General features: G+C 70.2%; 20 protein-coding genes. 7 read left to right on the top strand and 13 right to left on the bottom strand.

Annotation, left to right across the window (positions count from 1 at the left end):
• Positions 1-2: 2 nt before the first annotated feature.
• On the bottom strand, positions 3-1,319 hold the full coding sequence (locus ACFSVL_RS09865; protein WP_378302658.1) for a M20/M25/M40 family metallo-hydrolase: 1,317 nt from the start codon (positions 1,317-1,319) through the stop codon (positions 3-5).
• 189 nt (positions 1,320-1,508) lie between these two features.
• Here ACFSVL_RS09865 and ACFSVL_RS09860 point away from each other — a divergent pair, with 189 nt between their 5' ends.
• The 3 genes from ACFSVL_RS09860 to ACFSVL_RS09850 are packed head-to-tail and all read left to right on the top strand — an operon-like array spanning position 1,509 to position 4,217.
• Positions 1,509-2,372, top strand: coding sequence for a nucleotide-binding protein (locus tag ACFSVL_RS09860; RefSeq protein ID WP_378302656.1), 864 nt, complete (start codon positions 1,509-1,511; stop codon positions 2,370-2,372).
• Positions 2,369-3,730: an MFS transporter gene (locus ACFSVL_RS09855; RefSeq protein WP_378302654.1), complete on the top strand. Its 1,362-nt coding sequence runs from the start codon at positions 2,369-2,371 to the stop codon at positions 3,728-3,730. The genes ACFSVL_RS09860 and ACFSVL_RS09855 overlap by 4 nt, the downstream gene beginning before the upstream one ends.
• Before the next feature lies 1 nt (position 3,731).
• Entirely contained in the window at positions 3,732-4,217 is a 486-nt protein-coding gene (locus tag ACFSVL_RS09850; RefSeq protein ID WP_378302652.1) for a hypothetical protein, read from the top strand.
• Between the two features lie 41 nt (positions 4,218-4,258).
• Here the strand turns inward: ACFSVL_RS09850 and ACFSVL_RS09845 are convergent, their stop codons facing one another.
• From ACFSVL_RS09845 to ACFSVL_RS09835, 3 genes are read right to left on the bottom strand one after another with little or no spacing between them, the layout of a single operon-like run.
• Complete coding sequence (locus ACFSVL_RS09845; RefSeq protein WP_378302651.1) at positions 4,259-5,035, bottom strand: ABC transporter ATP-binding protein; 777 nt, start codon at positions 5,033-5,035, stop codon at positions 4,259-4,261.
• The gene (locus ACFSVL_RS09840; protein ID WP_378302649.1) at positions 5,032-6,081 is read right to left on the bottom strand and encodes a FecCD family ABC transporter permease; all 1,050 of its coding nucleotides are present in this window, start codon (positions 6,079-6,081) and stop codon (positions 5,032-5,034) included. The genes ACFSVL_RS09845 and ACFSVL_RS09840 overlap by 4 nt, the downstream gene beginning before the upstream one ends.
• Positions 6,078-6,986 (bottom strand): ABC transporter substrate-binding protein, encoded by a 909-nt coding sequence (locus ACFSVL_RS09835; protein ID WP_378302647.1) that lies wholly within the window; start codon positions 6,984-6,986, stop codon positions 6,078-6,080. The genes ACFSVL_RS09840 and ACFSVL_RS09835 overlap by 4 nt, the downstream gene beginning before the upstream one ends.
• 261 nt (positions 6,987-7,247) lie before the next feature.
• Between ACFSVL_RS09835 and ACFSVL_RS09830 the strand changes: the two genes are divergently transcribed.
• Positions 7,248-10,031, top strand: a complete 2,784-nt coding sequence (locus tag ACFSVL_RS09830; RefSeq protein WP_378302645.1) for an AAA domain-containing protein — start codon at positions 7,248-7,250, stop codon at positions 10,029-10,031.
• Between the two features lie 22 nt (positions 10,032-10,053).
• On the opposite strand, the gene ACFSVL_RS09825 is transcribed toward ACFSVL_RS09830, so the two are convergent.
• From ACFSVL_RS09825 to ACFSVL_RS09805, 5 genes are all read right to left on the bottom strand, one after another.
• The gene (locus ACFSVL_RS09825; protein ID WP_378302643.1) at positions 10,054-10,998 is read right to left on the bottom strand and encodes a zinc-binding dehydrogenase; all 945 of its coding nucleotides are present in this window, start codon (positions 10,996-10,998) and stop codon (positions 10,054-10,056) included.
• A 78-nt stretch (positions 10,999-11,076) separates the two neighbouring features.
• Complete coding sequence (locus ACFSVL_RS09820; RefSeq protein ID WP_378302641.1) at positions 11,077-11,799, bottom strand: bifunctional DNA primase/polymerase; 723 nt, start codon at positions 11,797-11,799, stop codon at positions 11,077-11,079.
• Positions 11,800-12,049: 250 nt separating this feature from the next.
• Positions 12,050-12,562, bottom strand: coding sequence for a hypothetical protein (locus ACFSVL_RS09815; protein WP_378302639.1), 513 nt, complete (start codon positions 12,560-12,562; stop codon positions 12,050-12,052).
• Between the two features lie 195 nt (positions 12,563-12,757).
• Entirely contained in the window at positions 12,758-13,171 is a 414-nt protein-coding gene (locus tag ACFSVL_RS09810) for a DUF6389 family protein (protein WP_378302637.1), read from the bottom strand.
• A gap of 23 nt (positions 13,172-13,194) precedes the next feature.
• The gene (locus ACFSVL_RS09805; RefSeq protein WP_378302635.1) at positions 13,195-14,841 is read right to left on the bottom strand and encodes a hypothetical protein; all 1,647 of its coding nucleotides are present in this window, start codon (positions 14,839-14,841) and stop codon (positions 13,195-13,197) included.
• Positions 14,842-15,107: 266 nt separating this feature from the next.
• Here ACFSVL_RS09805 and ACFSVL_RS09800 point away from each other — a divergent pair, with 266 nt between their 5' ends.
• Positions 15,108-16,289 carry an epoxide hydrolase family protein gene (locus ACFSVL_RS09800; protein ID WP_378303163.1) on the top strand — a complete coding sequence of 394 codons (1,182 nt, stop codon included), beginning with the start codon at positions 15,108-15,110 and terminating at the stop codon, positions 16,287-16,289.
• An 11-nt stretch (positions 16,290-16,300) separates the two neighbouring features.
• Here the strand turns inward: ACFSVL_RS09800 and ACFSVL_RS09795 are convergent, their stop codons facing one another.
• Positions 16,301-17,191: a helix-turn-helix domain-containing protein gene (locus ACFSVL_RS09795; protein ID WP_378302633.1), complete on the bottom strand. Its 891-nt coding sequence runs from the start codon at positions 17,189-17,191 to the stop codon at positions 16,301-16,303.
• A gap of 56 nt (positions 17,192-17,247) precedes the next feature.
• Here ACFSVL_RS09795 and ACFSVL_RS09790 point away from each other — a divergent pair, with 56 nt between their 5' ends.
• Positions 17,248-17,661: a nuclear transport factor 2 family protein gene (locus ACFSVL_RS09790; protein WP_378302631.1), complete on the top strand. Its 414-nt coding sequence runs from the start codon at positions 17,248-17,250 to the stop codon at positions 17,659-17,661.
• 270 nt (positions 17,662-17,931) lie between these two features.
• Positions 17,932-21,855 (top strand): tetrahydrofolate dehydrogenase/cyclohydrolase catalytic domain-containing protein, encoded by a 3,924-nt coding sequence (locus ACFSVL_RS09785; protein WP_378302629.1) that lies wholly within the window; start codon positions 17,932-17,934, stop codon positions 21,853-21,855.
• A gap of 2 nt (positions 21,856-21,857) precedes the next feature.
• Here ACFSVL_RS09785 and ACFSVL_RS09780 read toward each other — a convergent pair whose 3' ends face one another.
• The 3 genes from ACFSVL_RS09780 to ACFSVL_RS09770 all read right to left on the bottom strand — a co-directional run bounded on the left by ACFSVL_RS09780 (position 21,858) and on the right by ACFSVL_RS09770 (position 24,813).
• A complete protein-coding gene (locus tag ACFSVL_RS09780) occupies positions 21,858-22,313 on the bottom strand; it encodes a hypothetical protein (RefSeq protein WP_378302627.1) in 456 nt (151 codons plus the stop codon).
• A gap of 110 nt (positions 22,314-22,423) precedes the next feature.
• Positions 22,424-22,705, bottom strand: a complete 282-nt coding sequence (locus ACFSVL_RS09775) for a hypothetical protein (protein ID WP_378302625.1) — start codon at positions 22,703-22,705, stop codon at positions 22,424-22,426.
• Positions 22,705-24,813: an ATP-binding protein gene (locus ACFSVL_RS09770; protein WP_378302623.1), complete on the bottom strand. Its 2,109-nt coding sequence runs from the start codon at positions 24,811-24,813 to the stop codon at positions 22,705-22,707. The genes ACFSVL_RS09775 and ACFSVL_RS09770 overlap by 1 nt, the downstream gene beginning before the upstream one ends.
• Between the last annotated feature and the right edge of the window lie 7 nt (positions 24,814-24,820).

The raw sequence follows: 24,820 nt of genomic DNA, 5'->3' as shown, positions 1-24,820 counted from the left end.
CGTCACGCCCGGCGCAGGAACCGATCCAGCACCCGGGTGCCGAACTCCAGCGCCTCGACCGGCACCCGCTCGTCCACGCCGTGGAACAGCGCCGTGAAGTCCAGCTCGGCGGGCAGCTTCAGCGGCGCGAACCCGAAGGTGCGAATCCCCAGCTGCTGGAACGCCTTCGCGTCCGTACCGCCGGAAAGCATGTAGGGCAACAGCTTCGCCCCGGGATCCTCGTGCTCGATGGCCTCCGCCATGGCGTCGACCAGCGCGCCGTCGAACGTCGTCGCCACCGCGGGCGAGCTGATCCACTCGCGCTCGACGCGCGGCCCGAGGATCTCGTCAAGTTCCCGCTCGAACGCCTCCTCCCGGCCGGGCAGCACCCGGCAGTCGACCGTCGCCTCGGCCGCCGAAGGGACGACGTCCGCCTTGCGGCCGGCGGAAAGCATCGTCGGATTGGCCGTGTCGCGCAAGGTCGCCCCGATCATCCGCGACAGCGCGCCCAGCTTGCCGACCGCACCCTCGGGATCGTCCTCCGGAAACTCGGTCCCGGTCAGTTCGGACACTCCGGCCAGGAACTCCCGGACCGGATCGGTGAGCACGAGCGGGAACCGGTGACGGCCCAGCCGGGAGACCGCGGCGGCCAGCTCCGTGACCGCGTTGTCCCGGTGGAGCATCGACCCGTGCCCGGCGGTTCCCCGCACGCGCAACGTCAGCCATCGGAGGCCCTTCTGCGCGGTCTCGACCAAATACGCCCGAGTGTTGTCGCCGACGGTGACGGAAAACCCGCCGACCTCTCCGATCGCCTCGGTGACCTCCTCGAACAGCTCCGGCCGATGCTCCACCAGCCACAGCGACCCGAACCGGCCGCCGGCCTCCTCGTCGGCGAGAAACGCGAACACGAGGTCCCGGGCCGGAACCACACCCTCGCGGCGGAACTGCCGGGCCACCGCCGTCATCATCGCGAGCATGCCCTTCATGTCCACCGCGCCGCGCCCCCACACGTAACCGTCGCGCACGGCTCCGGACAACGGATGCACCGACCATTCGGCGGCGTCCGCGGGCACCACGTCGAGATGCCCGTGCACCAGCAGCGCGCCGCGCGACGGATCGCTTCCGGCCAGCCGCGCGAACACATTGCTCCGCCCGGCGCCGCCCGACTCGACGAACGTCGTGGCGAACCCCGCCTCGGCGAGCTTCCCGGCCACGTACTCCGCCGCCGCCCGCTCCCCCGCCGAAGTCGCCGGATCGCCGGTGTTCGTCGAATCGATGCGGATCAATTCACTCGCCAGTGCAACGACCTCCGCCTCGGCACTGCTCTGCTCCCGGCCCACGCGAACCCCTCCGCTTCCCCGAATAATTTCGCTAACATCGCGGTTTTCTGCGCTATTCGATGAAAAAGGCGATCCACACGTCGGATATCGAAGATCCATCGAGCCGCGGCGGATCCGCCCGCATTCCCTGCGCTGTCCGGAGCAATTACATTGCTTTATACAGGTTGCGGCTGGCAGGCTGGAACCCTGGTGGGCGCACTGAGAACTGGGGGCTCCGTGAGCGGGACCGCGCGCAATGTGGCTGTTTTGGGGACTGCGTCCGGAGTGGGCAAAACGCTGACCACGGTGGCGATCTGCCGGTGGCTGCGCCAGCGCGGGGTGGACGTCGCGCCGTTCAAGGCGATGTCCATGCAGGACGGCGATTCGTTCTACCGCACCGAAACCGGCAGCGTCATCCACCATCACCAGGTGTACCAGGCGTCCGGCGCGAAGCTGCCGCCCGAGGCGACGATGAACCCGGTCGCGGTGTGGCGCCACGCCGGCCAGGTGATGACGGTGGTCAACGGCAGGCGGGACGACCGCGTGCTCAGCCTCGCTCCGCGCCGGCGCACCGCGGTCCTGCGCGAGGCGATCATGGATTCCTACCGGGACCTGTCGCGGCGGCACGAGTTCATCGTCATCGAAGGCTGCGGCAGCCCGGTCGAGCTGAACCTGCGCAGGCGGGACGTGTCCAATCTCTGGCTCACCAACCTCATCAAGGCGCCGTGCCTGCTGGTGGGCAGCGTGACCCACACCGGCGTGTTCGCCGCGATGATCGGCACGCTGAGCCTGATGCGGCCGTTCGAGCGCGCACGGGTGATCGGGCTGGTGGTGAACCGGTACATGGGCGACCCGCGCGATTTCATCTCCGGCATGCAGATCCTGGAGTCCCGCAGCGGCGTGCCGTGCTGGGGCACGATCCCCGATTACGCCGGGCTCGGCCAGCTCGAGCGCACCCCGGACGATCCGGAGCAGACCCGCAAGCTCCTCGAAACCCCGGAGCTGGACGAGGAAATCGACCGCTGGACCGAGCACGTGGCGAAACATCTGAGCCTGGAACGGCTCCTGCGGTGAGACCGCCCTCGGCGCGCGGGCGGTCCTGGGATCCAGTGCCGTTCGCCGTGCTGTGGGCGGGGCAGTTCGCGTCGGTGCTCGGCACGCTGATGACCAACTTCGGCATCGTGCTGTGGGCCTGGCAGCGCACCGGGCAGACGACGCCGGTCGCGATGGTCGAATTCTGCTCCTTCGGGGCAGTGGTCGTGTTCGGCCCGCTCGCCGGCGCGCTGTGCGACCGCTGGGGCAGGCTCCGGACGCTGGTGGCCAGCAACGCCGCCGCCGCGCTGCTGCTGGCCGGTCTGGCGACGGCGTCCGCGCTCAGTTCCCTTTCCACCGCAACGGTTTACGCGACGTTGGTGGCGCTCGGGATCGTGCTGGCCTTCCAGTACCCGGCGTTGCTGGCGTCGGTGTCCTTTTTGGTCCCGCAACGCCATTACGCGCGCGCGAGCGGCCTGCTGTCGCTGGCGATGTCCGTCGCGGGTGTAGTAGGACCGGCGACCGCCACCCTCGTGCTCTCCCACGGCGGGTTGAGCACGATCTTCGCCATCGATCTGGCCACCTACGCCTTCTGCGCGCTCGCGCTGACCGCCGTGGCGAGGCGGGTGCGCGAACCCGCGCCAGACCCCACCGCCCCGCGCCGGGGCTTGCGGCACGATGTCGCGCACGGGTTCCGCTACATCGCTTCCCGGCCCGGCCTGCGCGCTTTGCAGACCCTGTTCTTCCTGGCCTATTTCGCCACGATGTTCGGTGTGCTCATCTCGCCGATGGTCCTGGCGAGATCAGGCACCGACGGAACCGCCGCGCTCGCCGCGGTGCTCGGCGCGGCCGGTGCCGGGGGCATCGCCGGCGGGGCGGTGACCGCGCTGTGGGGCAGGCGGCGCGGGCATCTGAAGGTGATCCTGCCCGGGTTCGTGCTCATCGGCCTGCTCGGCCAGGTCCCGCTCGGCGCCAGCGCGTCCCCGGCGGTCTGGATGGCGGCCTCGTTCGTCGGCGCGTTCCTCTATCCGCTGGTCGAGGCCGCCAATCAGGCGTTGTGGCAGTCCTCGACGCCGCTGGCCGAACAGGGCCGGATCTTCGCCGCCCGGCGGGTGCTGACCGAATCCGCCGGGGTGACCGTGCTGCTCATCGCCGGCCCGCTCGCCGACGGCGTGTTCGAGCCGGGCATGCGCGAACCCGGCTGGCTGAGTTCGGCCTTCGGCTGGCTGACCGGAACCGGCCCGGGCAGCGGCATGGCCGTCCTCCTCTTGCTGAGCGGCGTGCTGACCGCGCTCGCCGGACTGTGGGGGCTCACCGTCCGGGCGCTGCGGGACCTCGACCGCGCGGCGCCCGCCGAAGAACACCGACCGGAGAACTCGATGACGATCAAGGAGCGATGACATGCTGAGTCCGAGACCGGAGCTGGTCTGGCAGGGACGCATTCATCTCGGCGACGAACCGGGCATCTACGGCGACGCGGCCTACGCGGGCCTCGCCGCGGAGCTGCCGCTGACGCTGGAGAAGAGCCCGCAGGCGACCACCGACAGCACCGAGCTGGTCGTCCGCACCGAGGGCGTGCGCACGTTCCAGGGCTATCCGGGGCATCTGATCGAGGTGTTCGGGCACCAGCCGAGCGCGGCCGACCCGCTCGTGTGGGAACAGGTCACCCTGGCGACGGCCCGGCTCACCACCGCGGACGACGACCGGAAGGTCGTGCCGGTCACGCTGCCCACCGGGCGGACCAAGTATTTCGTGAGCGTCCGGGTGCGGGCCGACACGAGCGTCCCCGCCGGGCTCTACGACGACTTCGTCCTGACCCGGCTGCTCAACGGGGCCAAGGACTTCTCGTTCGTGGCGTCCTTCGGGTTCCAGCCTCCGGCGCCGTAGGGGTCGTGAGTGGCGATCCCGGTTCTAACCGGGATCGCCACTCACGACCCGCGCGCCGGCACCACCATCGGCCCGTCCGGGGTCTCCAGCACCCGGACCCGGGCCCGGTAGTACCGGGTGAGCGTGTCCTCGGCGAGGACCTGGCGCGCCGTGCCCGCGGCCGCCACCTCGCCGCCGGCCAGCAGCACGATCCGGTCGGCGTAGAGCCCGGCCAGCGACAGGTCGTGCATCGTGCTGAGCACGGCCAGCCCGCGGTCGTGCCGGAGCCGGTCCACCAGGTCCATGACCTCCTGCTGGTGCCCGATGTCCAGCGCGCTGGTCGGCTCGTCGAGCAGGAGCAGCTGCGGCTCCTGGGCCAGCGCGCGGGCGAGGAACACCCGCTGCAGCTCGCCGCCGGACAGCGTGGTCAGCATCCGTCCCGCGTAGTCCGGGAGGTCCAGCCGGGCCAGGACGTCCCGCACCACGGCCGTGTCGCCCGCGGACTCGCGGCCGAACCGGGGCAGGTAGGGCGTGCGGCCGAGGAGGGTGTAGTCGAAGACGCGCATTCCGGCGGGCACCACCGGCGTCTGCGGGACCATCGCGACCAGCCGCGCCCGCTCCCGGCGGCGCAACCGCGCGGCGGGGGTGCCGAACAACGCGATGGTCCCCGTCGCGGGCGCAAGCCCGGCCACCGCGCGGAGGAGGGTCGATTTCCCCGCACCGTTCGGCCCGATGACGGTGACCCACTCCCCCGGTGAGACGTCAAGGTCGACGTCCCCGACGATCCGCACCCCGCCGTACTCCACCCGCAAACCCCGCACCGCAACCGCCGCACTCACCACGTCGGCCTCCGGCCCGCCCGCAACACCAGCGCGAAAAACGGGGCCCCCAAGAACGCCGTGATCACCCCGATCGGAATCTCCGCCGGCGCGGCCGCGGTACGCGCCACCAGGTCCGTCAGCACCAGAAACGCGCCGCCCGCCAGCATCGACGCGGGCAGGATCGTGCGGTAGCTGGCGCCGAGCAGCAGCCGCACCAGGTGCGGGACGATGATGCCGACGAACGCGATCAGCCCGGAAACCGACACGACCGCGGCGGTGGCCAGCGAAGCCGCGGTGACAAGCAGGTACCGCAGCCGCTCCGGACGCAGGCCGAGGCTGGCGGCCTCGTCGTCGCCGACCGACAGGACGTCGAGGTCGCGGCGGTGCAGCAGGAGGAACGCCGCGGTCGGCACGGCGTAGGGCAGAATCAGCACGACGTCGTGCCACCCCGCCGTGCTGAGCCGGCCGAGCAGCCAGGAGTAGACCTCCCGGATCGCGTCCGCGTTGCGCTGCAAGAGAAAAGTCTGCCCGGCGGCCAGGAACGCCGAGACCGCCACCCCGGACAGGATCAACGCCGTGGGCGACCGGTCGCGCCCGCCGACGGCCAGCGCGTAGGTGAGCACGACCGCCACGATCGCGCCCGCGAACGCCGCCAGCGGGGTGCCCAGCGGCAGGTCGCTCATCAAGGTGGCCCCGGCCTGCCCGCGCAAGGTGATCAACGCGGTCACCCCGAGCCCGGCACCCGCCGCCACGCCCAGCAGATACGGATCGGCCAGCGGATTGCGGAACGCGCCCTGATAACACCCGCCCGCCAGCGCCAGCAGGCTGCCGACGAGCAGGCCAAGCACGACCCGGGGCAGCCGCAACTGCGTGACCAGCGCGATTTCGCGTTCGCCGAGCCCGCTTTCGAGGTGCACGCCGGGAATCAGGTTGAGCAGTTCCGCCGCGACCCCGGCGGGCGGCAGGGAGACCGGTCCGAAGGCCACCCCGGCGATCACCGCAAGCAGCACCGCGAGGACCCCGCAGGGCACCCACACCGAACGCCTGGCGCGCAAACGGCTCACCCGCGCGCCTTGGCAGCACCATCGGCGACGGCCCGGACCAGCTCGACCACCCGCGGCCCCCAGCGGGAGGCGATGTCGTCGTCGAGCGCGACGATCTGGTTGCGCCGCACCGCGGTCACGGTGTTCCAGCCCGGCCGGGCCCGCACCGTTTCGGCGTTCTGCCCGCAGCATTTGGTGTCGGCCAGCAGCACCAGATCCGGGTTGGCGTGGATCACGAACTCCTCCGACAGTTGCGGATACCCGCCGCGGCTGCCGTCGGCGTCGGCCGGGTCGGCGATGTTGTCCAGCCCCAGCTCCTTGAGCAGCGAGCCGACGAACGTCCGGCTGGTCGCCGAATACCGGGTCTGGTCCAGTTCGTAGTAATAAGTCAGGCGGCGTTGAGGGACGTCGGCGAGGACCTTGGCGAGGCCGTCCTTCATCCGGCGCACCGTCTCGGCCGCTCCCGGGGAATGCCCGGTGAGCTTGCCGAGGTCGGTGAGCTGCGTGTAGGAATCGCCGATCGCCGCCGCCGGCGGAGCGTGGTAGACCGGGATCTTCAGCTGGCCGAGCTGCGCGACCACGTTGTTGAGGTCATTGGACAGCACCACGAGATCGGGCCGTTCGGCGGCGATCGCCTCCGCATTGGGCTGGTACGCCGAAAACCCGGTCCTCGGTGCCTGGCTGGGGAACGTGGAACTGCCGTCGACCGCGACGACCTGCTTCCCCGCCCCGATGGCGAACAGCATCTCGGTCAGACTCGGCCCGAGCACCACGATCCGCTGCGGTGCCCGGGCCAGCGTGACCGACCCAGCGGTCGCGGGAAATCCGGCCGTCTCCCCGGCCGGTGCCGCTTCCTTCGGTGTCCCGCCACAGGCGACTGTCGCGAACAGGAGCAACACGGCGACCAGCGCTCTTCGGATAGCCACAGCTCTCCCCCGATCTGAAGGCGATGCGGCGATTATCCCGGCTGGGCCCCGGACACGGGACTGCTGAAGGCCAAGTCAGGCCAATCATCGAAAAACGCCGTAAATCTGCCAGATGTACTCACTAATACGCACTGGACTTCGATACGAACAGCAATAACCGCAGCCTCGTACCGCTTCCCGACAACCGGGCCATACCCAGCCCAGAGGGCAGAATTCTCGCTCTCGGCGACCGCGGGTAATGTCCGGAACATAGGGGGAAACGTGATCGATCCACGCAGCGAAGCGGTGCTGATCCGCAACCGCCAGACCGGTGTCTTCGAGGACAAGACCCGGGAGGTAGCGCGATACGAGTTCCAGCCCGCGAGTCAGCGCATTCACCTCACCTTCAACGGCAAGGGCAAGACCTTTCCGTACGGCCCGGATCGCGTGCAGATCCTGCGCAACGCGGTGCGACGCGTCCTGACGGGCGACGACCGGGTCGAAGTCAACGGAACCTTGTGGGAGAGCGCGACCGAAACCGCCACGTTCTCGGGCGTGCAAGGCACGTGGTGCCGAGTCTTCTACCGTTCCGGCGGCGGAGAGAAATACCAGACCTTCCCCGCGTCCCAGATACGCGTCGTCACATCGGGAACCGCCATACCGCTCGTCAATGACGTGTTGCGCTATTGGCGCACGATCGTGTCCCGCCTCAGCTCCGACGATCCGTTGCGCCCCCCGTACGACCGGCTCGCCTTCGTCCACCCGGAGAGCGTGCTCGCTTCGTATCTGACGGGAGCGCCGATCGCGACGCGGCCGCCGGACGCCGCTCCGATTTTTCCCTTCCGCTGCAATCTCAGCCAGCGCAAGGCGGTCGAAAACGGCCTGACCAGGTCGATCTCGGTCATCGAAGGACCTCCGGGGACCGGCAAGACCGAGACCATCCTCAACCTGATCGCCAACATCACTGCCGTACAGCACAAGACCGTCGGCATCGTCTCGTTCGGCAACGCGGCGGTCGACAACGTCCGGGACAAACTCGGCGAACTCGGTTTCGGGCATATCCTCGGCAACCTCGGCCGCAAACAGAAGCGAGAGGAATTCTTCGCGCAGCAGCCGGCCCGCAACGCGGCGGTCGCACAATTCGTGTCCAGTGCCCCGCAACGCCCTGACCCGGAACAGCTGGCAGATCTGGACCGGCGGCTGCGAAAGCTGCAGGAGCACGAGCGCGTCCTCGCCGACCGCCGCCAGGCGCTCGACGCCCACCGTCTCGAACTACGGCACTTCGAACGCCATCTCGAACAGGCAGAGCTGCCTGAGCTGGCGAACCTCCCGCTGCTGAAGAAGTCCGCGGACCGGGTCATCGACTACCTGGCCGAGAGCCAGCTCGAACTGACGGGATCCCGTCCCCGGCTGCTGCGGCGGATCGGCAACTACTTCAAGTACGGTTCGCTGCGCATGCTCGACCCGGAGGACACCGATGTCGTGCTCCGCCTTCAGCTGGCGTACTACACCAAGCGGATCGCCGAGCTGGAGCAGGAGGTCGAGCTGGCCGGCAGCAGACTGCAACGGGCCGAATTCGAGCAGCTCGCCGAAGACCACAAAGACCTGTCCGTTCGCATCCTCCACGCCGGACTCGCGGACCGCTACCGAAAGCTGTCTCGCACCGTCTACGACGCGGACTCGTACCGGAGGGGTCGCACGTTCGAGACATTCCTGGAGGACTACCCGGCGCTGCTCAGCACCTGTCATTCGCTGCGGGCCAGCATCGCCGAGGGATACCTGCTCGACTACCTGATCATCGACGAGGCTTCTCAGGTCAACTTGCTGCTGGCGGGCCTGGCGATGTCGTGCGCCCGCAACGTCATCGTCGTCGGCGACCAAAAGCAGCTCCCGCCCATCCCGGTCGAGGCCGCGGCCGATCTCGAACCGCCGATGCCCGCTTACGACTGCCGGCGGCACAACCTCCTGTCCTCCTTGGCGGAACAGTACGGCGCGGAACTGCCCAGCGCCCTGCTGCGCGAGCACTACCGGTGCGACCCGGCCATCATCGGATTCTGCAACAAGAAGTTCTACGACGGAGAACTGATCCCGTACACCGTCGGCAAGATCGAACAGCCGATGATCGTGGTTCGCACCGCCGAAGGCAACCACATGCGCCGTCACCACACCGGAGGGCGCTCGAACCAGCGCGAGGTGGACGTCATCAGCCAGGAGGTGATCCGGGACCACTGCCGCGGCTTCGCCGACGCGGACATCGGGATCACCACCCCGTACCGGCTGCAGGCCGACAAGACCCGCGACGTGCTCGACCAGATCCAGGCCGACACCGTGCACCGATTCCAGGGCCGCCAGAAGCAGGTGGTCATCCTGACCACCGTCCTGGACGAGACGTGGCGCGGCCGCACCGGACTGCCGTTCGTCGACGATCCGCAGATGATCAATGTCGCGGTCTCGCGCGCGGTCCGGCGGTTCATCCTCGTGACCAACCACGACCTGATGCCGACCAGCAGGCACATCCAGGACCTGGTCGGCTACATCCGCTACCACAATCCGGGCGACGAGGTCGTCGACAGCACGGTGGTCTCCGTGTTCGACCTGCTCTACTCCGCCTATGCGCAGCGGCTGCGACCGCTGGCCGCACGGCTCAAGAAGGAACTCAAGTACGCGTCGGAAGACATCATCTGGACTGTCCTGCACGACATCTTCGCCGAGCCGCGCTACGCGCATCTGACAGCCGTTCCCCAGGTGCTCCTGAAGAACCTCCTGCCTGATTTCGCTCGGCTCACTCCGGACCAGACCGCGTATGCGAAGCGGCGGGCATCACTCGATTTCGTGGTGTACAACCGAGTGACCAACCAGCCGCTGCTGGCCATCGAGGTCGACGGATTCGCCTTCCACGAGAACAAACCAGTCCAGCTGGCCCGCGACGCGCTCAAGAACGAGATCCTGCGCGCGCACGACTTTCCGCTATTGCGGCTGCCTACCACCGGCAGCGGCGAGCAGCAACGGATTCTCGAGGCCCTCGCCGGCGCCGAAGACCACTGGGCTCAGCGATCGGCACAGTGACCGCGCCGCCGAGCACACCCGTTCAGGCCGTCCGCAGCACGACCTTCCCGAGTTTCCCCGCCGAGCCCAGCCGTGCATAGGCCTCAACCGCCTGTTCCAGCGGAAAAACACTGTCCACCGGAACCGCCAGCCGCTCCGCCGCAAGCGCGCCCAGCAACCCGGCACGCACCCGCCTCGCCAACGCCGCCTTCTCGACCGTGCTGCGCGCCCGGATCGTCGAACCCAGCACCCGCCCGCGAACGCGCATGAGATCGAACAGCCGCAACGACGACTCCTGCCCCGCACCGACCCCGATGACCAGGATCCGGCCGTACGGCTTGAGCCACTGCACCCGCCGCAGGCAATCCGCGCCGCCGACCAGTTCGACGACGACGTCGTAGGGGCCGTTTTCCTCTTCCTGGCCCGGTGTCACGACTTTCGCCCCCGGAACCAGCTCGCGCACCGCCGCATGCGACTCCGCGCGCCGCACGCTCGCGACGACTTCGGCCCCGGCGAACCCGGCAACCTGGACCATCGCGGTGCCGACGCCGCCCGCCGCCCCGGTCACCAGCACACGCTCGCCGGGCCGCACCCCGGCTTGGTCCACCAGGCCGTCCCAGGCGGTGCTGAACGCCTCCGGGAACCCGGCGGCCCGGACGTCGTCGACCTGGTCCGGAATGGGCAGCAGAAGGCTGGCCGGGACGGCGATCCGCTCGGCGTGCCCGCCGCCGCCCACCACCGCCATGACCCGGTCGCCTGCCGCCCAGGTACCGTCGGGGTCCGCCTGCTCGACCACACCGGCGATCTCCAGGCCGGGAATGTCCTCCGGCCAGCCCGGCGGGGCAGGGTAGGTGCCCCGGGCCTGCTGCAGGTCCGCCGCGTTCAGCCCGGCCGCGCGGACCCGGACGATCGCCTGGTCGCCGTGCGCGACCGGGTCGGGTGCGTCGCTTAGCTCGAACTCGCCGTCCCTGATCATTACCGCGCGCATGCGCGTTCGCTCCCTTCCGCCGCTGCTGCTTCTGATTCTGGCAACAGCGGAAGCGACCGCGCCTGTTCCCGGCGAGGGCTACCCGGATTCGCCGGACAGTTCGGCGAGTTTCCCCAGAATCTCCGCACCGTCGCCCAGCACCTCGCGATCCAGCGGCGAGATCCGCCACCACACCACCCCCGCCACAACCCGGCTCGGCGGAAGGACCACCAGGGCTCCCGGCGGCACGAACTCCACCCCGAGCACCGTCCCGTGGTTCGCGCAGGTCCCGGGTTCGACGAAGAACAGCGCGCCGCGCGGCGAGATCGCCACCGGGCCGAGCGGGGCGCCGCCGTCGAAGGCGGCCAGGGTTCGCCAGCCGAGGTAGGTCGGGGTGCGCAGGACGTCGAACTGGCCGCCCGCCGGTGCGAGGATCGACTGGCGGTGCACGGACCACCATCGCGAGATGACGCGGCGGTCGACGGTGGCATCGGTACGGGACACGGTCGGTTCTCGCGGGCCGAGCGGCGCGTGGCTGGCCGGATGCCAGGTGGTCAGCCCGTCGCACATCGGGCCGGGCAGCACCGGCCAGCCCCGTGCGGCGTAGTGCTGGGCGGCCGTGCGCAGCGAGCGCAGCGCGACCTCATGGTCTCCGGTCGAGCGGCTGCACCGCGCGGCAACGGTCATCGCGACGATTCCTTCCCGGGGCGAGCCCCGTCCGAGGCTCAGCGCCGCGGCCTCGGCCACGCGTCCGCCCGGGCACTGGCCGTCCTCGGCGGGCGCGCGGCCGCGATCAGCCGCAGGATGAGCGAACGCGGCCACCGGAGGTCGGGCTGTCGTTTGCGGGGAGGCATTCGGCTCGGCTCCTTTCGGCGCGGACACCCGAACACCATGAGCGGCGGCCCGGCCGCGGACCAGCCAGCGAACCGGGACCTAACCGGCAGCAAACCGGAACCAGGCGCGGCTCAGCGTGAGCCGGAAATGCGCACTGACCAGGCGGCGAAGGAATCCGGGGCGACCGGTAGCCGGTGCCGCGGGCTTAAGGCGGCGCGGCGGGCGGCGTTGAGGCTCGTCAGGCGCCGGTTTGGGTGTGGTCGTCCGTGAGGGGAACCTTCACGGACTGATTCCCATGCCAGGGACTCAAGCCGGGTGGCCTCAGCCTGCCGGCCATCCATAAAGGACACCCGCGCCCCGAAATGCCCTTTTCATGCCAGTATGCCCGCTTCTTCAAGTCCGTGAGGGACTCCCTGAGGGAATCAGATTCCCCCAGGGAGTCCCTCACGGACCTTCGTGAGCCACGCAGCTTAAAGTCCCTGGCATTGCCGCCGCGAATAGGCGTCCACCGTCGCCAGTGCGTCGCCGACAGGCGCACCGGGGCGTGTTCCCGCACCTGCGCGGCCGCGGCGTCCAGGCGTTCGTCGGCGAGGAACGAGAGCCACAGCGACAGCGAGAAGCCAGCGGATCCGATCATCGCCCGCACCCCGGAGGCACCGAGCGTCCGGCCGTATCCGTCGACTTTGAACTGGCCGGTGTCCTCCCCGGGCACCCCGGCGTACGGTTCGCCGGCGGCGTCAACGAGCCGCACCGGAGCGTTCGGGAGCTGAGCGTGTCGTCCGTGAAGGGCTCCTTGAGGGAATCTGATTCCCTCAAGGAGCCCTTCACGGACTTGAAGAAACGGGGCATTGGCACCGTGGCCCGCCGAGGAGGTCGGCGAGCTTCCGGACGCGCAGCGAGTGCGCGCCGCCCGGAAGACCGTCGTAGGTGACGATGTCGGGACGCGTCACGCCGGAGGTCCGATCCGCCAGAATTCCTCCGGCTCGCCAGCGGGGAGCAGCGGCTCGATCCATCGCGTCACCACGTCGACGACGGCCGCTTCGAGGTCGTCGCGCGTCCACGAGCGCGGGCGCGGCGGGACCGCCGGTTCCCAGGCTGCCTCGCCCCAGACCACGCCGAAGAGGTGCCGGGCGTCGTCGAACCGGCGGTCGAGCACGAACGCGTCGCGGCCGTCGAACCGGGCCCAGACGTCGAACGGGCCCTCGCCGTCCTGGTCGACGAAGACGTCGATCACGATGCCGTCGATCTCGGTGCCCTCGGCGCGCGCCGCGGCCCGGAACTTCTCCAGTCTGGCGGCAGTCTCGTGCGACGCGGAGCCGAGGATCCCGGTCACCGCGGCCCGGTATTCACCCGTGTCCACGGGAGCGAGCCTATCCCCGAAGATCAGCCGCGGGCGTAAAGCGTCCACTCCGCGGTGGCCTCGGCCAGCCGGAAGTGCTGCGCCAGGTAGCCGCCGTAGACGCGGGTCATCGCCGCGACGGTGTCCTGGCAGCAGCCCTGCCCTGGCCGCAGCTTGGGCACCATGACCCACTGCGCTCCCCCGAAAACCTCTTCCGCGGACGGATAGGTGCGCTCGTCGAAGCTGATCGCCAGATCCCACCAGAGCGGGCCGCCTGCGACCGGCGGCAGGTCGAGCGCGAAGGCGAAGGGGTTGGCCAGGGAGATGCTGAACACGCGGTCGCCGGGCCGGATGTGGCGGCGCAGCAAGGCGAGTCCGTCGTCGAGCATCGCCGGGACCGCGGCGGAGTTGCGGTACGCGGTCGTCCAGGTCGCGTCCGCGGGGACGACGAAGTCGCGCAGGTGCGGGCTGGCGATCTGCTGCGCGGGCGGGGGTGCCGCGACGAGATCCCGGCGGGTTGCGCTGATGCCGAGCGCCAGCGCGTCCTTCCCGGCTATCGGCGCGGTGGTCGCGACGAGCAGCAGGACGAGCCCGGCGAGCAGCGGCACCGGAATCCGGCGTTCGCCGTCGCCTCCGGTCCACCGCGGCAGCTCCGGTTTCAGGACCGCCACCAGCACGAGCGGGATGACGACGAGCGCGGCGAGGTCGGACTTCTCCGGACTGTTGGCGGCGGAGATCACGACGCTGGAGCCGAGCACGAACAGGGTGATCACGAGCAGTTGCCACGGCCGCGTAGCCTCGCCGCGCCGCCGGGCGAGGAGGAAAAGCCCGGCTACGACAAGCAAAGCGAGCGCTCCGACCGGTGCGTTGTAGGCCACGCTGTGCAGCAGCATGTCCAGCCGCTTTCCGCTTCCCTGCGCGGCGAACGCGGTCGCGACGTCCCGCGCGTAACCGGCGGGATTGATCCCGAAACCCAGCCAGAACACCACAACGAGCAGCCCGAACCCGGCGAGCACGCCGGGGATCGCCCGCGCGGCGAGGGTGCGCAGGAGCAGTCCGAGGACGACGGCGACCACGCCCAGCAGGAAGAAGTTCGCCTTGTCGTAGGCGAGCAGGCCGAGCAGCAACCCGACGACAACGCCGTCGGCGATCGGCCGGCGGGTGCGCGGCCGGATCAGCACGGCGAGCAGCAGCGCGGAGTAAAGCACCCAGCCGAACTTGTTGTAGAGCATCGCGTAGGTCGTCGTTCCCGGTGAATAGCCCGGCGGCCGTACGGAAATAACCAGCAATGCGGCGAAAATGGTGAATCCTGTTGCGTATCCGCCGGGCAGGCGCCGATGCGCGACATATCCGGCGAGCACCGTCGCGATCGGGAGAAACAGCAAACCGCCGTAGGTGACCGCGGCGAGCGACGGAACTGCCTGCAGCTTCATGCCGAGCGAGGTGAGCACATAGACGAGCGGGCCGATGGCGTTCGAGAAGTCGGCGCCGGGCACCTGCCCCTGCGCGATCCGGTAGCCGCCGTCCAGCAGGATGAAGTTGTCCCACGGAGCCACGAGCGCGACCGGGCCGAGCCACCACGAGAACCCGCCCAGCAGGACCGCGGCGGTCACGGTCAGCAGCGGCCAGCGCACCCGCCGGCGCGGAAAAGCGGACAATTCCCCGAGGCGGACCTCATTTTCGGCAGACATGCGCTTCCCATCCCCGGAATTCGTCCGTCTGATCATTTCTCGACAGCACAAAAGGGCGCCGGTGCAACGTCGCCCGGTCATCGGGAAGAAAATGCCGGGCGTTACACATTAGGCCGCTTGGCGGCGCCCGGGAAAGTTAACGACGGACATAGTGCATTTATGGTTTAGACCACCCGGTGACCGACCGCAATTTCCGACTCGCAGACCGCAATCCCGGACATGGCCGCCCGCCCCCGCCCGGCCCTACGGTTCGGCTCGTGGCTGAAATTTCCGCGGACGGAACACCGTCCGGCCCCGAGCGCTTCGCCCCGCACGTCGCCGACGAGGACCTCGCCGACCTCCGGGCCAGACTGGACCGCGTGCGGCTTCCCGAACCCGAGACCGTGCCGGACGAGACACAGGGCATCCGGCTGGCCGACCTGTCGATGCTGCTGACCGCGTGGCGGGAGCACGACTGGCCCGCGCGGCAGGCGCGGTGGAACGCCATTCCCCACTACCGGGCGGTGCTCGACGGTTTGGGCATCGCGTTCTGGCACGTCCGCTCCCCCGAACCGGACGCGCTGCCGCTGGTGCTGACGCACGGCTGGCCCGGCTCCATCCTCGAGTTCGAGGACGTCCTCGGGCCGCTGAGCGATCCGGTCGCGCACGGCGGTTCCGCGCGCGATGCCTTTCACGTGGTGATCCCGTCGCTGCCCGGATTCGGGTTCAGCGACCGGCCCCGCGAGCGAGGCTGGGACCCCGGGCGCACCGCGCGGGCGTGGGCGGACCTGATGACCATGCTCGGCTACGAACGATTCGGCGCGCACGGCGGCGACTGGGGCGCGTTCGTGAGCACCGAACTCGCGCGCATCGCCCCCGAACGCGTCGCGGGCCTGCACCTCACCATGCCGCTGGCCTCCCCGCTGCCCGGGGACCTGATCGCGCCCGCCCCGGACGAACAGCGCGTCCTCGACCGGCGGAACCTGCACCTGACCGACGGCTACGGCTTCGGCATGCAGATGAGCACCCGCCCGCAGACCCTCGGCTATTCGCTGCTCGACTCCCCCGCCGGGCTGGCCGCGTGGCTCGGCGAGAAGTTCATCGCCTACGGCGACAACCGGCCCGGATCCGGTGGCGGCGTACGCCTTTCGCAGCAGGTCGACCACCTCGCGCTGTACTGGCTGACCGGCACCGGAGCTTCCTCGTCCCGGTGGTACTGGGAGGCGATGCGCTGGGTGCCGCGCAGCGCGGAGGCGGAGAACGCGCAGCCGATCACCACCCCGACCGCCTGCTCGCTCTTCCCGGCCGACCCGTGGCCGACCGCCCGCCGCTGGGCCGAACGCCGCTACCTCGACCTGCGCTCCTGGAACGAACTGGACCGCGGCGGCCACTTCCCCGGCCTCGAACAGCCGGAGCTGCTGGTGTCCGAGATCAGGAACGCGTTCCAGCACGCGCGACCCGGTTCCTGACGGTCGTGTGGTCAGGAAACGCGGTACGCCGAAGGCCGCACCCCGGTCTGGCGCAGGAAGGCCTTCGACAGCACGGCGGGGTCCGCGAAGCCGCATCGCCCGGCGATCTGGGAAATCGTCAGGTCGGTTTCGCGCAACAGCCGCTTCGCCTCGTCGATCCGCAACCGGGTCAGATATCGGTACGGCGTCACCCCGGTCGCCTCCTTGAAGACCCGGACCAGGTGGTAGACGCTCAGGTGCACCTCACCGGCGAGATCGGCCAGCGTGACCGGTTCGGCGAGCCGCTCGCGCATCGCCGTGACCACCGCACGCACCCGCGGGTTCTCCCGCGCCGGCGCCGTTGCAGCGGACCGCCGGGTGTGCCGGGTGAGCAGATGCATCGCCAGGAACGCCGCCGCGGACTCGGCGTACAGATCATCGGCCGCACTCGCGCCGGAGACGGTCCGGATGATCTCCTCGGCCAGCGGATCGCCCGCTTTCACCGACGCGGCCAGCGCCTCGAAGTCGACCGCCGGTCCGCCGAGCTGCGCCGCTGCCGACTCGACGGCGGCCCGCGGAAGGTGGACCTGCACGCTGGCCAGCGGCCCGTCCGCCCGATAACGGCGCTGGGCGGGCTGGTCCGGAGTCATCAGTTCGAGCCGCCCCGGCTCCCACGGCGCACGCGCCCACCGGCCGCCCCGGCGCGTCTCCAGCACCGCGCGTCCCGCGACCGGCAGCACCAGGTGCAGATCCGCCGCGGCGGGCAGGTCCATGTCCTCGACCACCGGAACGTGCTCGAACCGCTGCACGAGCAGGGACTGCCAGCCGGCGTCCTGCCAGCTGCAGTACGTCCGGCGGACGTAGCGGCCCATCTCGAAACCGGCGTACGGCTGGAGATCAAGGCGCTTGGAGTCGAACACCATGCGACCCAGGCTATCGACGGGCGCTTCGCCCGAAACGCTCGACCACAGGAGGTTCGATGACCACCGCACCCCATCCCGCGCGCACCGCCAGCCAGGCCTTGCACGCCGCCGTCCGTGAGCGGGACAAGGACGCCTGGCTGGCCCTGTTCGCGGCGGACGCCCTCGTCGAAGACCCGGTCGGCCCGTCGCACTTCGATCCGGACGGGGCCGGGCATCGGGGGCTCGACGCCATCTCGGCGTTCTGGGACAAGGCCATCGCGCCTAATGAGTCGATCGAGTTCCAGTTCGAGGACTCTTTCGCTTGTGGGAACGAGGTCGCGTTCACGGGGAAGGTGCATAGCCGTAGTGGCGGGCAGGTGCTCGACGCTGAGGGCGTGTTCGTCTACCGGGTCGATGAGGAGGGGAAGATCGTGGCGGTGCGGGCTTTCTGGGAGGTGGAGCGGACGATGCGGACCATGCGGCCTGCTTGACCGCGGTTGCCTCGACGGCTGACCTGGTGCGCGATCCGGAGGTCCGTGAGGGGAACCCTGAGGGAATCAGAGTCCGTGAAGGTGCCCCTCACGGACCTCAGGAAACTGGCACGAGGCAACAAATAGGACATTTCGGCAGCATTGGCGTCCTTTATGGACGGTGAGCGCCGCGCGGACCACGGGGCGGCGACGGCGCGGTGACACCGCGGCCACGCCCCGGATGCCACTCTTCGGTGTTCGCCCGCCCGCCGCGGAAAGGGTTCGCAGCCGATGCCGTCGCCGCCCAAGGCCCTCGCGCTGCGGACCAGAACGCCGACCACGCGTCCAGTGACAGCGCCGCCCAACCGGGCACAGACCGATACCCGCGACCAGCCCGTCCCCTCGACGCGAACCCCCTCGAACGCGGCGACGAGCGTCGAACTGGCCCGGCGTCCGGGCGCGCTGCCGCCGAACGCGCCGCCCGCGCTGCGTCCGGTCCCGCCTGCCGGGCAGAACACCCTCGGCAACGCCGCCGTCGCCGCGGTGAAGCTGGCCAATCAACCGGCTCCAGCACAGCAACCGGCAGCACCCGCCGGGAAGCCGGAAACCGCGCAGGAAAAGCACAACCGCCCCGGCCCCAACGCGGATCCGAAGTTCCTCAGCCTCAAGAAGGACGTCCAGCGCAAGAAGCGCACGGTCGCCGCGTCCCATCCTCCGCCGCGTACCGAAGCCGCGTCGGCGCAGGGCGCGGCGTTGCCGCCGAAGGACGACGCGGAGGCGCAGGGCAAGACCGCCAATGCCGAGAAGATGAACGCGGCCCAGCCGAAGGAATTCGACCGGGAAGCGTTCATCAAGGCGGTCGAGAAGGCGATCGCCGACAAGGCTCCGAAGAACCTCGACGAGGCCGACAAGTTCGCCGGTTCCGGGAAGGCCGGCGAGATCCGGACGGAGGTCCAGGGCAAGGTCGGCGAGGGCAAGACGGACTCCGCCGCGCAGGTGGCGGCCACCACCGAGGCACCGCCGGACACGTCGGCGGCAGTGCCCAAGAAGGTCGTCCCGATGGCCGCCGACCGCCCGCCCGCCGCGCCGGGAGCGCCCGACGCGGCGAACGCGGTGCCCGACAAGCTGCCGCCCTCGGCGACCGACCTGTCGGCGGGGCCGGCGCGCGTCAACCAGCAGATGGCGGACGCGAACGTCACCGAAACGCAGCTGAAGAAGTCCAACGAACCGAGGTTCGCCAACGCGCTCGCGGCCAAGAAGACCGCCGAGCACCACTCCGACGTCACGCCGGGCAAGCTGCGCAAGAACGAGGCGGGCCAGCTGCACGAGTCCACAGTGGACGCCAAACGCACCGGAGCCGCGGCGATGAACGCGATGGGCGCGCAGCGGATCCGCACCGGACAGCAGGTCGGGTCGGGCAAGGCCGGAGCCAAGGGCCGCGACGAGGACAAGCGCGCCAAGGTCACCGCGATCCTGCAGGGTGTCTTCGACACGATGAAGCAGGACGTCGAGGGCATTCTGAACGGCCTGGACAAACTCGTCGACGACCAGTTCGGCCGGGGCGAGAAGGCCGCGCGGGACGCGTTCACCGCCGAGCACCGGCGGAAGATGGACGAGTACAAGGACCGGCGGTACTCCGGCATCCTCGGCAAGGCGCGCTGGGTCAAGGACCTCTTCGCCGGACTCCCCGACGAGGCGAACAAGATCTTCGACGAAGCACGCGACCACTACCTCCAGCGGATGCGCCAGGTCATCGCCGACGTCGCCACCACGGTCGCCACCGAGCTGAACCGCGCGAAACGCCGGATCGCCCAGGGCCGGACCGACCTGCAGAACGAGGTCAAGAAGCTGCCCGCCGACCTCCAGGCGATCGGCAAGGAGGCCGCGGCCGGCTTCGCCGACCAGTTCGACGAACTCAGCCAGTCCGTCGACGACAAGGGCACCGAACTCGTCGACACCCTCGCCACGAAGTACACCGACGCGCTGAAAGCGGTCGACTCCGAGATCGCCGAGGAGAAGGAGAAGAACAAGGGCCTGGTCGACAAGGCGGTCGACGCGGTCAAGGGCGTCGTCCAGACCATCCTGGAGCTCGGGCGGCTGCTGCTGTCGGTGCTGCTGAAGGCGGCGTCGGTGGTGCCGCTGATCCTGGCCAACCCGATCGGATTCCTGGGCAACCTGGTGACGGCGGTCGGCGCCGGGCTGCGCCAGTTCCTGCGCAACATCGGCACGCATCTGCAGCAGGGCGTCCTGGCGTGGCTGCTGGGCAAGGCGACCGAAGCCGGACTGGAACTGCCGGCGAAGTTCGACGCCGAAGGCGTGCTGAAGCTGCTGGCGAGCCTGCTCGGCCTGACCTGGCAGGCGATCCGCGCCCGCATCGTCCGCCGCGTCCCGGAACCCGCGGTCGCCGCGGCCGAGACGGCGGTGCCGATCGTGGCCGAGGTGCGCAAGCGCGGCGTCGCCGGGATGTGGAACGACCTGAAGGGCCGGGTCGGCGATCTGAAGCGGGATTTGGTCGGCAAGGTCATCCAGTACGTGACGCCGACGATCGTCATCGCCGGGATCACGTGGGTGATTTCGCTGCTCAACCCGGCGTCGGCGTTCGTGCGCGCGGTGAAGCTGATCATCGACATCGTCAAGTTCGTCGTGACCCAAGCGCGGCAGATCATCGACTTCGTGAACGCCGTGCTGGACGCGGTGATCGCCATCGCCCGCGGCGGGTCGGGCGGGGTGCCGTCGCTGGTGGAGCGCGCGCTGGCGAGGTCGATCCCGGTGCTGCTCGGGTTCCTCGCGTCGCTGCTGGGGCTGGGCGGGGTCGCGGCGAAGGTGAAGCAGATCGTCCAGGCGATGGCGAAACCTGTTGGGCGGGCGATTGATTGGGTGATCGACAAGATCGTCGGGCTGGTGAAGAAGCTCTGGGCGAAGGTCAAGGCGAAGGTTGGGCGGAAGAAGCCCAAGAAGAAGCCGACCCGATCAGCACGCCCGCATCGCACTCCGCGCGCGAAGAAGCGTGAACGGCGGAAAGCGACCGCGAAGCGCGATCGTCGCCGAGCGGGCAAGAAGCCTCCGGCCCGCGAGCCCGCCCGCCCATCGCGCCAGAAGCAGCGGAAGCTCGACGCGGCTCTGCGGGAGGCGGAAAAGCTCCTGGCGGCGGGCAAGGCGCCGCGCGAGATCAGGGCGGCCCTGCCGTCGATCCGCGCCCGGCACGGGCTGACGGCCCTCGACCTCGTGGTGCTGCCCCAAGGCGGCATGTGGCTGCTGCGGGTCAAGGGAACGATCAACCCGTCGGACACCACCCCCGGGCACCGGTACGGCTTCGAGTCGAAGATCCACATCTACGAGCACAACAAGGTCTCCGGCCGCCAGATCCTCAAGGACGTCCGCACCGAATACGCGGCGAGATACCGTTCGCTGATCGAGCCCAAAGGCAAGAAGGTCGCGGTCGTCCGGTTCGAGGCGCATCCCGACGACGCCTGGGAATGGCGGGCCAGGATGGACGCTTCCCGCATTTCGGCCGAGCAGAAGGAAAAGATCACCAGTGCGCTGGGCTTCACACCGGTCCACCAGGTTCTCCGGCCCACCATCCGCCCCGCGGAGTTCGCCGCGATACTCCGGCGGCACAACGCGGACCCGTCGGTCACCGGGCTCATCGTGCAGCTCCCCGTCCCGGACCAGTACCGCGACGTCGTCTCGCTGATCTCCCCGGAAAAGGACATCGACGCGATCCTCGGCGCCAGATCGCGTTTCCCGGTGGGGGCGACGTCCGAGGGGATCAGCCGGGTTTCCGAGCCGTTCCTCCACGACAAGCCGGTGGTCGCCGTGGTCGGGGCCCGGGGCTTCGTCGGCCAGGGCGTGGTGCGGCTGGTGAGCCGGCACGGCGTCGAGGTCATCCAGCTGGACGCGGGCGACGACCTCAACCGGGTCAGGGACGCGGCCGTGATCATCTCGGTGACCGGGCGGGAAGGCATCCTCACCCCGGCGCTCGTCCTGCCCGGCCACCGGCTGGTGATCGACTCCGGCTTCGTGCCGAAACAGGAGGGGGTCGCCAGCGACATCCACCCCGACGCGAAGGCGATCCCGAAACAGATCACGCCGGTGCCCTTCGGCATCGGTCCCGTCGAGATGGCGATCCTGGCGGAGCGGCTGGTCCGCAAGGAGGCCGATCCCGCGCTGCCGCCGTGGCGGCTGACCGACCCGGAGGGCCGCATCCGCATGTGAGGTCAGTAGCGCCAGCCCAGCTCGCCCAGCACTTCCGGCACCGGGTCCAGCACGACCCCGGCGAGAAGCCGGTCCGCATCCTCCCGGGACAGCACGTCCTGTCCTTCGAGGTCGCCGTGGAACCGGGTCCCGTCCCAGCCGAGAGCCACCCGGACGAACACCTCCGGCGCGGCATAGGAATCATAAGAAGAAAACTCGCCGTAATGCGCGATCCAGACCATCGTCCCCGGGTCGCCGACCGCGTCCGGCGGCAGCGCGGCGAGCGCTGATCCGGCGACGTCGGGGAAAAACATGCCTATTCCGCGGTCGTCGGAATTGCTGCGCACCTGGGAAACGACCGCGGTCGCCTGCCCTTCTCCCGGAAGGTGCACGCGCAGCAGGCAATGCGCCGGGCCGTCCGGATGCCGCCACTGCAGCACTGCCTGGAACTGCCGGGCTCCGGCGGAGGTCGTCGTCATCCGCGCGTGCGCATCACCGGCCACTTGCACCTCACCGCGTCACCATGCCGTCGCCGGGCAATCCGGGACCATTTCGACCAGCGTACAAGCCGCCGGATAACCGAGACCCGCTACTTCGGGGCCACGGGCAGGAGCAGCACCGGGGCCGGGGCCTGCTTGACCGCCTTCGCGACCGCCGCGTTCCCCGTCTGGTCCTGTGCCGCCGCCGGATGCGAAAGCGGCGTGCGGGCGGCATGCGCGGCGTGGGCATGCGCGTTCCCCGCCGCCCCCGGCGCCAGCTCCGGCGTCCTCCCCTCATGCGACTCCACCGCACGCCGGGTCTCCTGTGCCATCACCGGCGTGGTCGGCACCGCTACGCGGGCCAGGGACAAAGGCAAATCCGTCGGCTGCATCAAGGATCACCCCGGGGTGCGTCGTCGGCGAGCAGGTGGGCGAACGGGCCCAGCTCCGACGGGCGGAGCAGGCGGGCTTCGCGCTGGAACTGGCGGGCCACCCCGCGTACCACGTGCCGCATCGCGATCGCCTCGCCGGAGCCGTCGGCGGCGGTCAGGGCGGCGGTGCGGGCGGCGGCGGCGATCCCGGCGCCGGTCAGGTCCAGGCGCGACAGGGCGGCCAGGTCGACGTCCGGGGCCAGGGGCGCTTCCGGCGGGAACGCCTGCTGCCACAGGCGGTGCCGTTCGGCGGTGCCGGGGCGGGGGAAGTGCACGACGAAGTGGAACCGCCGGGTGAAGGCCGGGTCGATGTTCTCCTTCAGGTTGCTCGTGAGGATGATCAGCCCGTCGCTGGCCTCCAGCCGCTGCAGCAGGTAGCCCACCTCCAGGTTCGCGTACCGGTCGCTGCCGTGCCGGACCTCGCCGCGTTTGCCGAACAGGGCGTCGGCCTCGTCGAAGAGCAGGACCGCGTGGCTTTCCTCGGCCCGGCGGAACGCGATCTCCATGTTCTTCTCCGTCTCGCCCACCCATTTCGAGACGATCTGGCCCAGGTCCACCTTCAGCAGTTCCAGTCCCAGCATGCCGGTGACGATCTCCGCCGACATCGTCTTCCCGGTCCCCGGTTCGCCGGTGAACAGCGCCTTCACCCCGCCGTGCGCCGAGCGGCGGGCGAAGCCCCACGATTCGGCGACGCGCGGCCACGCCCGGAACGCCGAGGCCATCTCCCGGATCTGGTTCAGCTGCGCCTCGGGCAGCACGAGGTCGCCCGCGTTCCGGCGGGGCACGATCGACTGGACGGAGCCGCCGCTGCGGCCCCGGGTCACCGTCGCGATCGCGGGTCCGACGTGATCGGCGACCGGTTCGGGGCGGCCGTTCCCGGCCAGGCGCGCGCCGGCGTCCGCGACCGACGCGACCGCGCGCAGTTCGCCGCCGGTCATCCGGTAGCGGGCGGCGAGGTCTTCCAGGAGGTTTCCGTCCAGCGCCGGCAGCGCGGCCGACCACATCGCGCGCCGGTCGAGGAAGCCCGGTGCGGGGACGGTGACTTCGGCGTACGCGCGCGCGGCGAGCAGCCCCGGCGGGCGCCACGGTTCGAGGCCGGTGAGGCACACCGGGACCCGGGAGCGCAGCAGCGCCGCCGACACCGCGTCGGCCTGGAGCTGGTTCGGTTCCTCGTGCAGCTCGTCGGCCGGGATCCACAGCACCGCGTCCAGCGCGGCCGTGGTGCGCAAGGCGTCTTCGGCGGAGGAAGTCAAGGCCCGCAACGGTTTCCCGGCGGCGCGCGCGAGTTCCTGGGCGGCGTCGAGCTGGCTGTCGGGCGGGCAGCCCCACAGGCCGACGAGGTCGATCGCGCCGGCGCCGAGCGCACGGCCCAGGCGGGCGAGCTGGTCCGAGGACTGGGCTGGCAGCACCTGCGGACGGCGGGATTCGACCTCGCCGGGGTCGTGGCCGAGCAGTCCGGCGTCGCCGCCCCAGCCGAGCAGGAATTCGAACATTCCGGGGCCCAGCACCAGTTCCTGTGCGAGTTCGATCGCGGACTCGCCGTGCGCGCGCAGCAGGCCGTACCGGCGCAGCGGACCCTCCGGGGCGAGCGCGCGGCGGCGGGCCAGCCGGGCCGCCGGGGTGTCGGCGCCGACCGTCGACAGCAGTTCCACGCAGGGCAGCCGCCGGTTCAGGTTGTCCACGATGTAGGCGTAGATCCGTTCGTAGCCGCGGTCCAGTTCGGGCGCCGCGACGAGCAGCACGGCGTCCTGATCCGCTCGTGTCAGGCCGAATCGCGCCGCGAGCGCGTCCAACGGGAGGGTCGCACCTGCGGCGGCCGCCCGGCGGCGGAGGTCCTGCTCGGCCTCCGGTTCCGTTTCGCGCCCGGTGTCGGGTTCGGTCATCGCGTCGGCGAACGCGCCTACCTCGTCCAGGAGGACCCCGACTTGCTCATCCGTTACGCAGTACGGCGTGAGGTCCGGCCGGGTCAGCAGCGCCGCCACCCGCGCCTGGTTCTCCACCGCGACCCGCAGCGCCCGGTGCAGCCCGTCCAGCCGGAGCCGCAGGTGGTCCACCGCCAAGTCCGTCATCGCGGGC

This window comes from Amycolatopsis silviterrae (assembly GCF_042684085.1).
GTDB classification, from domain to species: domain Bacteria; phylum Actinomycetota; class Actinomycetes; order Mycobacteriales; family Pseudonocardiaceae; genus Amycolatopsis; species Amycolatopsis silviterrae.
The sequence above is the reverse complement of the archived record's forward strand: the minus strand, read 5'-3'. Positions and strand labels throughout refer to the sequence as shown.

What these genes read in the sequence shown, in the direction of transcription:
- ACFSVL_RS09780 (WP_378302627.1), bottom strand. Translation starts at nt 22,313, where the DNA reads ATGACGACGACCTCCGCCGGAGCCCGGCAGTTCCAGGCAGTGCTGCAG.
- ACFSVL_RS09795 (WP_378302633.1), bottom strand. Translation starts at nt 17,191, where the DNA reads ATGGTGTTCGACTCCAAGCGCCTTGATCTCCAGCCGTACGCCGGTTTC.
- ACFSVL_RS09825 (WP_378302643.1), bottom strand. Translation starts at nt 10,998, where the DNA reads ATGCGCGCGGTAATGATCAGGGACGGCGAGTTCGAGCTAAGCGACGCA.
- ACFSVL_RS09805 (WP_378302635.1), bottom strand. Translation starts at nt 14,841, where the DNA reads ATGTCTGCCGAAAATGAGGTCCGCCTCGGGGAATTGTCCGCTTTTCCG.
- ACFSVL_RS09770 (WP_378302623.1), bottom strand. Translation starts at nt 24,813, where the DNA reads ATGACGGACTTGGCGGTGGACCACCTGCGGCTCCGGCTGGACGGGCTG.
- ACFSVL_RS09775 (WP_378302625.1), bottom strand. Translation starts at nt 22,705, where the DNA reads ATGCAGCCGACGGATTTGCCTTTGTCCCTGGCCCGCGTAGCGGTGCCG.
- ACFSVL_RS09790 (WP_378302631.1), top strand. Translation starts at nt 17,248, where the DNA reads ATGACCACCGCACCCCATCCCGCGCGCACCGCCAGCCAGGCCTTGCAC.
- ACFSVL_RS09850 (WP_378302652.1), top strand. Translation starts at nt 3,732, where the DNA reads ATGCTGAGTCCGAGACCGGAGCTGGTCTGGCAGGGACGCATTCATCTC.
- ACFSVL_RS09785 (WP_378302629.1), top strand. Translation starts at nt 17,932, where the DNA reads ATGCCGTCGCCGCCCAAGGCCCTCGCGCTGCGGACCAGAACGCCGACC.